8 protein-coding genes are annotated in these 5997 nt (G+C 62.6%); 3 read left to right on the top strand and 5 right to left on the bottom strand.

Going from position 1 to position 5997, the window contains the following annotated elements; translation table 11 throughout:
* Nucleotides 1-347: 347 nt before the first annotated feature.
* A complete protein-coding gene (locus tag QMX83_RS19535) occupies nt 348-635 on the top strand; it encodes a hypothetical protein (protein WP_282298309.1) in 288 nt (95 codons plus the stop codon).
* Nucleotides 636-663: 28 nt separating this feature from the next.
* Here the strand turns inward: QMX83_RS19535 and QMX83_RS19530 are convergent, their stop codons facing one another.
* The 3 genes from QMX83_RS19530 to QMX83_RS19520 form a co-directional block, all read right to left on the bottom strand.
* Nucleotides 664-1155, bottom strand: coding sequence for a hypothetical protein (locus QMX83_RS19530; protein ID WP_282298308.1), 492 nt, complete (start codon nt 1153-1155; stop codon nt 664-666).
* A gap of 13 nt (nt 1156-1168) precedes the next feature.
* Nucleotides 1169-1723, bottom strand: a complete 555-nt coding sequence (locus tag QMX83_RS19525) for a hypothetical protein (protein ID WP_282298307.1) — start codon at nt 1721-1723, stop codon at nt 1169-1171.
* Between the two features lie 282 nt (nt 1724-2005).
* Nucleotides 2006-2941, bottom strand: a complete 936-nt coding sequence (locus QMX83_RS19520; RefSeq protein WP_282298306.1) for an AraC family transcriptional regulator — start codon at nt 2939-2941, stop codon at nt 2006-2008.
* Between the two features lie 59 nt (nt 2942-3000).
* Here QMX83_RS19520 and QMX83_RS19515 point away from each other — a divergent pair, with 59 nt between their 5' ends.
* A complete protein-coding gene (locus QMX83_RS19515; RefSeq protein ID WP_282298305.1) occupies nt 3001-3750 on the top strand; it encodes an SDR family oxidoreductase in 750 nt (249 codons plus the stop codon).
* Nucleotides 3751-3834: 84 nt separating this feature from the next.
* Entirely contained in the window at nt 3835-4236 is a 402-nt protein-coding gene (locus tag QMX83_RS19510; protein ID WP_282298304.1) for an NUDIX domain-containing protein, read from the top strand.
* A 635-nt stretch (nt 4237-4871) separates the two neighbouring features.
* Here the strand turns inward: QMX83_RS19510 and QMX83_RS19505 are convergent.
* Entirely contained in the window at nt 4872-5303 is a 432-nt protein-coding gene (locus QMX83_RS19505; RefSeq protein ID WP_282298303.1) for a BLUF domain-containing protein, read from the bottom strand.
* Between the two features lie 137 nt (nt 5304-5440).
* Nucleotides 5441-5590 carry a hypothetical protein gene (locus QMX83_RS19500; protein WP_282298302.1) on the bottom strand — a complete coding sequence of 50 codons (150 nt, stop codon included), beginning with the start codon at nt 5588-5590 and terminating at the stop codon, nt 5441-5443.
* Between the last annotated feature and the right edge of the window lie 407 nt (nt 5591-5997).

The raw sequence follows: 5997 nt of genomic DNA, 5'->3' as shown, positions 1-5997 counted from the left end.
TTTCCGCTCGCTGAACACGCCACGCTTCCTGACAATAATCCGCTCGCTGTCCACGCCCCGCTTCCCGACAATGATCCGTTCGCTGACCACGCCCCGCTTCCCGACAATGATCCGTTCGCTGACCACGCTCCGCTTCCCGACAATGATCCGTTCGCTGACCACGCTCCGCTTCCGGGCGATGGTCCGTTCGCTGGTAGGGTCGCACGACAGTCGACCGCCAATAGCAATGCAACGCGCCTTAGGGCATGACCAACGAACGAAGCAAACTCCCCGAACAGGCACCCATCATCGCCCCTCGTTGACATCCGCAATGGGACGATCACCACACCCCCCCCGCCGCAGCCCCCATGCAGCAGCTCGAAACCAGCAACGACACCGCCCGCGCGCAGGTGCCGAACCCCGGCCAAGCCCCGACCGCACCGGAACCCCCGGTGGAAGCCCCGCCGCCGGCAGAACCCACCCGCGAAGACCCGCCGAACGAAGCGCCCCCCGAACGCGACCCGCCGCCCGCCAAGCCTCCGCTGGAAGCTCCGGTACCGCCGCGCGAGCGCGCGCAGACGCGCTACGTGTTCGCGCAGGGCCGATGGCAGCACGTGGAACGAGAAGAAGTGTCTCTGTACGCCGCCATTGCGTGAGACCCTTGTAAACGTTACCCAGCCGTCCTCACGCCCCCCGACCCACCCGTATCTCATCGCATGCGGGTGTCTTCTGCGGGTTGATGTTCTTCATGCTTTCCTGCACCTGCCGTTGTGCCGCGCATCTGGCCGCTTGAAACTGCGCAGGGGTAACTCGCTTCAGGTCAAACCTGACCCTCCGTCGCTCCAGATCGGGGATCGGCGAAACAACGTAATAGCCACCCTCCTCGAAGTCCGCGACAACGTCTCCATGCGCCTGCCCCTGCGCCACCCAATGCGCCATGTAAAGCGTATTCCGACCCACCGGCACCTGGATTTCGTATCCAATGGTCAATCGACCGCCGAACTTCTTGCCGTTGATCTTCAGCACCAACGCGCCGCCCTCACCGTAAAGGTTGGGCCCACTGGTCAGATACGCAACGCCTACGCCCGGCGGTGCCGCGCGCACCATCGAATAGTCCACCTTGCAGGACGCCAGCAACAAACACAGCGACAACGTCGCCAACAGACGAAATGCCATTCTCATGGGCTGCTCACTTCCCTATGGATTTGAAGCCGTTCCAGCTCTGCTGCGGCTTCGGCTGCGGCTGGACGCTCTGCATACGCGCTGCCTTGATCGCATCGCACGCCGGTGCAGGCTGCGGATTGACGTTCTTCAATCGCTCCTGCAGGTCTCCTTGCGCGCGGCACATGAAGGTCTGGAAATCCTGGGGCGACACCCGGGTGAGAACGAATCGTGCGATCTTCTCCGATTCGTACGGGTACACCTCGGCGATGTAGTAGCCACCGGCCTCAAAATCGCTGGTGAAGTCCACTTTGCTGAGCGCCAGCCCGTTCAAGTAGAACATCTGCAGGGTATTGGTACCCGCAGGAATCAGCATTTCTCTTCCGTTGACGTTGGTACCTACGTTCTTGCCATTGACCTTCTTGATGATGACCTGCGTTCCATCCAGGCGATTCAGACCGCCCACCAGATGTGCAACCGGCACCTGCGGTGGGCCCATGCGAATGGCCGAGTAATCCATCTTGCAGGACGGGAGAAACAGACACACCACTACCGCGAGACACAACCGAAGTGCGTTCGTCATGAGAACCAACGTGGAAAGGTGGAAGTGATATACCGCAGGGTATTAACTTGGCCCGATCCCCACCGGAGCCAGTACGCGGATAATAACCATAATGTGTCGAGGGGCGGTAGGGTCGCACGCCAGTCGACCGCCGATAACCAATCAACGGCCGATGGGGCATGACCACCGAACGCAAGCACCTCTCCGGCAGACGTCCCTGCGTTAAAGCACCCACAACCGTTATCGGCAGGCGTCTTACGACCGCCTCTACCAAAGGCCACCGCAGCCACCATCGCGCGGCGTCTAGATCCCCACCCGCGCATACCGCCCAGGCGAAACCCCCACCCGCCGCGCAAACGCCGCACTGAACGTCACCGCGCTCGCATACCCCACCTGCTCCGCCACCTGTTCCAACGTCAACGTCTGCAACCGCAACAGCTGCTTTGCCAGCGCCATGCGCCAGGCCAGCACATACTCCATCGGCGCAACCCCCACGACCTGGGTAAACCGCGCGGAGAACGAAGACCGCGACAATGCCGCCTCGGTCGCCAGCGAAGCCACCGTCCACGCCTGCTCGGGCCGCTCATGAATCGCCCGCAGCGCCCCGGCCAGACGCTCATCCGCCAATCCATACACCAGCCCCGCCCCATCGGAGTACTGCGCCGCACTCCGCAACGCCTCAATCAGCAGCAGTTCCAACAGCCGCTCCAGCACCACCTCACGCCCCGGCCGTGCCGAGCGCGACTCATCCCCCACCATCTCCACCAGCACCGCAAGCCGCTCCACACCGCGCACATGCAGCACCTGCGGGAGCAAAGACACCAGCAATGGCGCATCCGGCGATTCAAACTGGCAATGCCCGATCTGCATCAACACCTCGGCCGGGCCTTCCTGCCGGCCCACGCGGAACCAGCCGTCCCCCAGTCGAACCGGCAGCTCGGGCACCACCTCCGCGCCCGCCCCGGCACTGCAATTGAAAAGAGACCGTAACGCAGGCACCAGGACGAAATCTCCCGCCTGCAGATGCAACGGCGGGTGATCGTCCACCGTCAGCCGGCACTCCCCCGCCAGCAGGGCGATATAGAAAGGTTCGCCCTCACCCTCGCGGTGCACGCACCACTCCCCCGCCCCCTCCACCCGCTTGGAGAACCGGGCGCTGGGATGCAGCAGGGAGACAACCTGGGCCAGTGGATCCGCCATATCTGGACGATCTACGAAGAATGAGAGATTCGTCAGCATATACCGTCCAGCCCCAACCAGTGAACATGGGCTTCCCCAACCCATCAAGGAAACACCGGATGCCCACCGTACTCATCACCGGCACCTCCTCCGGCTTCGGCCTGGACACCGCCAAACTCTTCCTCGACCGCGGCTGGAACGTGGTGGCCACCATGCGCACACCACGCGAGGACCTCCTGCCGCGCTCCGACCGCCTTACCGTATTGCCGCTGGACATCACCGACCCGGGCAGCATTGAGCGAGCCATCGCAGCCGCCGGCCCGCTCGATGCTGTGGTCAACAATGCTGGCGTAGGCGCAGCTGTTCCCTTGGAACTCACCACGATGGAAACCGCCCGGTCCCTGCTGGAAACCAACACGCTCGGCACGCTGGCCGTCGCCCAAGCCGTGCTGCCGCAGATGCGGGCGCGCGGCGAAGGTGTGATCGTCAACGTGACCTCCTCGGTCACGCTGAAGCCCTTGCCTCTGGTCGGCTTCTACTCCGCCACCAAAGCCGCAGTGAACGCCCTCACTGAATCGCTGGCAATTGAGGTTGAACCGTTCGGTGTACGCGTGCGCCTAGTGCTGCCTGGCCGCGCGCCGAGCACAAAGTTCGGGTCCAATGCGCTGGTACTTCCTCAGACGGATGACCAGAATGCCTACAGCGAATTTGCGCGAAAGGTATTCGCAAGCCTCCGCGACAGCAGTGGTCCGATTACTGAAGGGCAGGACGTAGCGGAGGCAGTTTGGCGCGCCGTGACAGACCCGGCAGCGCCGATGCGCATTGCCGCGGGCAAGGATGCGGAAGCGTTGATGCCTAAGGCGGGGTGAGCCATGCGCGGGTAGGATCCAACCTGCCCGCGCGACTAAACTGGGGCCTCTCTATCGTCCCTCGCAGCGAGAACAAGGCATCCGATGTCCCCCGAAGTAATCCGCATCGCAGCAGCCGTCATCTCCCGGGATGACGGCAAAGTGCTCGTAGTAAGAAAGAAGGGATCACACGCCTTCATCCAGCCCGGCGGCAAGATCGAACCGGGTGAAGACCCCATCCAGGCCCTGTGCCGTGAGCTGGACGAAGAACTCGGCCTGACGATCGCCCTCACCCTGCCCGTCTTCATCGGAACCTTCAGCGCACCCGCCGTCAACGAACGCGGCAGCACCGTAACCGCACAGGTGTACACCTTCAGCCACAACGACGAACTGCACCCCAAGGCCGAACTGGAAGAAATCGCCTGGATCGACCCGAAGAACCCCGGGGACCTGGAACTCGCCCCGCTCACCCGCGACCACATCTTCCGCGCGCCGGCCCTGAGCTGAGCACCGCAATGGATGCTCACCTACACACGCTGACGCCGCTCCGGCCCATCCGCGCACACTGACCTCGCGTCGGCCCCACCCACGCACGCGGACCTCACTTCGGCCCGACCCGCACACGCGAACCTCGCTTCGGCCCTACCCGTGCACGTGAACCCCGCTTCGGCCCCACCCGCGCACGTGAACCTCGCTTTGGTAGGGTCGCACGCCAGTCGACCGCCGATAACACCTCAACGCCCGGTAAGGCATGACCACCGAACGCAGCGCCCCCTCCGCCAGACAACGAAGCCCCACACCCAGCACATCATCATCACAATGAATTGACCTCATCCATCCGGCATCTGCGCTCCAATGCCCGCTACCCCACAGTGCGTCCGCCCATGCCCACAACAGGTCGATTCAATATCCTGCACGCGCACGCACCCGCGCCCGTCCACCCTGACGAATGCCGCAGCGTGCAACGGCTGCACGCCGAATGCCTCAGCTGCAAAACAACACTACGCGCGCACCCAGGCAAAGGCCTTGAAACCGTAGAAGGCGGTGTGGTCATAACCTGTCCCGCCTGTGGCTCGCGGCAGGGCGTCAGCAATCAACTCTTCGCCGAAGTGACGGACAGGTCCTGAATAATTCAGGCGCACTCAACCGGCATCTTGAAGATGCGGGCGCACCAGCGCAGTAAGCTCCGCCACTGCAGGCACCACAACTTCCGACTCACTGCGGTGCTTCTCAATCATCGTCCAGTCCGCCACGGCGAGCGCATGTAACTGGTGCTGCTCAACCAGAATCCAATGCATGGACCAGTAAGGAAAGCGACGCACGCCACCATGACCGCGCGCCAGCTCCACCACATGCTTATGGCTCTTGGCGTTATTCAGCCGCGAATAAACGAAATCGATGCCGTCGTCCGGCCCTTCGATGTATTGCAGGAACTGCTTCCCGTCAAACAACAAAACGCCCGTAACGCCCGCCAACCGATTGTGGTGGGACGCATCTCGAACCAGAGCGTTAAGGCGGTCAACGGAAATGCCGTCCGCAGCGTCGCTGCGATAGGCGATGGCACACAGGGGCACAGTTCGCCTCTTGGTACTGCTTGATGGGCGGCAAGCTTAGCAGAACGCGGTAACGCGATGAGATCGCCGTTCCATACGGACGCGGATACAACAAGCCCGGCCGACGGCCGGGCTTCTGTCCCACTAAGGGATCAAGCTCACTCTTCTTCCTGGTCACCCTGCTGGCCAGAGCGCTCACGCTTCTGATCCTGCTGTTGCTGCTGCTGACCCTGGCGCTGACCTTCGCGATCCTGCTGGTTCTGCTGGCCTTGTTGGTTCTGCTGATTCTGCTGGTTCTGGTTGGTCATGATCTTCTCCAAACTCGGCGTCACCATGAGGCCGATGGATCGACTCTGCGCGCATGCCCGTGAGACTAATGTGCCGGAAACAGGGCAATGCGAAGACATGAAGCGCACCAATGTAAATCGTTCAGAACAAACTAGTAGCCAAGCGTGTCGAATCGTGCGCCTGTCGCGCTCGATATGAATGCTCTCGCACATCGGCACCCGCCGACCTCGTCCTGGCAACGCACACGCCGAACTCGCGGTGGTAACGCGCACGTAGATCTGGCCGGTAGGGTCGCACGACAGTCGACCGCCGATATCACATCAACATCCGGTAGGGCATGACCATCGAACGCGGCGCGCTAAAACCTGCAACCACATCGGATTCCACGTCCGCACACCACCCACGACCCCACACCTCACCCCGCCTC

The organism is Stenotrophomonas sp. PS02289 (assembly GCF_029960115.1).
Taxonomy (GTDB): Bacteria; Pseudomonadota; Gammaproteobacteria; order Xanthomonadales; family Xanthomonadaceae; genus Stenotrophomonas.
The sequence above is the reverse complement of the archived record's forward strand: the minus strand, read 5'-3'. Positions and strand labels throughout refer to the sequence as shown.

Coding starts and splice junctions, on each gene's coding strand:
- QMX83_RS19525 (WP_282298307.1), bottom strand. CDS start 1,723: ATGACGAACGCACTTCGGTTGTGTCTCGCGGTAGTGGTGTGTCTGTTT.
- QMX83_RS19515 (WP_282298305.1), top strand. CDS start 3,001: ATGCCCACCGTACTCATCACCGGCACCTCCTCCGGCTTCGGCCTGGAC.
- QMX83_RS19500 (WP_282298302.1), bottom strand. CDS start 5,590: ATGACCAACCAGAACCAGCAGAATCAGCAGAACCAACAAGGCCAGCAG.
- QMX83_RS19535 (WP_282298309.1), top strand. CDS start 348: ATGCAGCAGCTCGAAACCAGCAACGACACCGCCCGCGCGCAGGTGCCG.
- QMX83_RS19530 (WP_282298308.1), bottom strand. CDS start 1,155: ATGGCATTTCGTCTGTTGGCGACGTTGTCGCTGTGTTTGTTGCTGGCG.
- QMX83_RS19510 (WP_282298304.1), top strand. CDS start 3,835: ATGTCCCCCGAAGTAATCCGCATCGCAGCAGCCGTCATCTCCCGGGAT.
- QMX83_RS19520 (WP_282298306.1), bottom strand. CDS start 2,941: ATGCTGACGAATCTCTCATTCTTCGTAGATCGTCCAGATATGGCGGAT.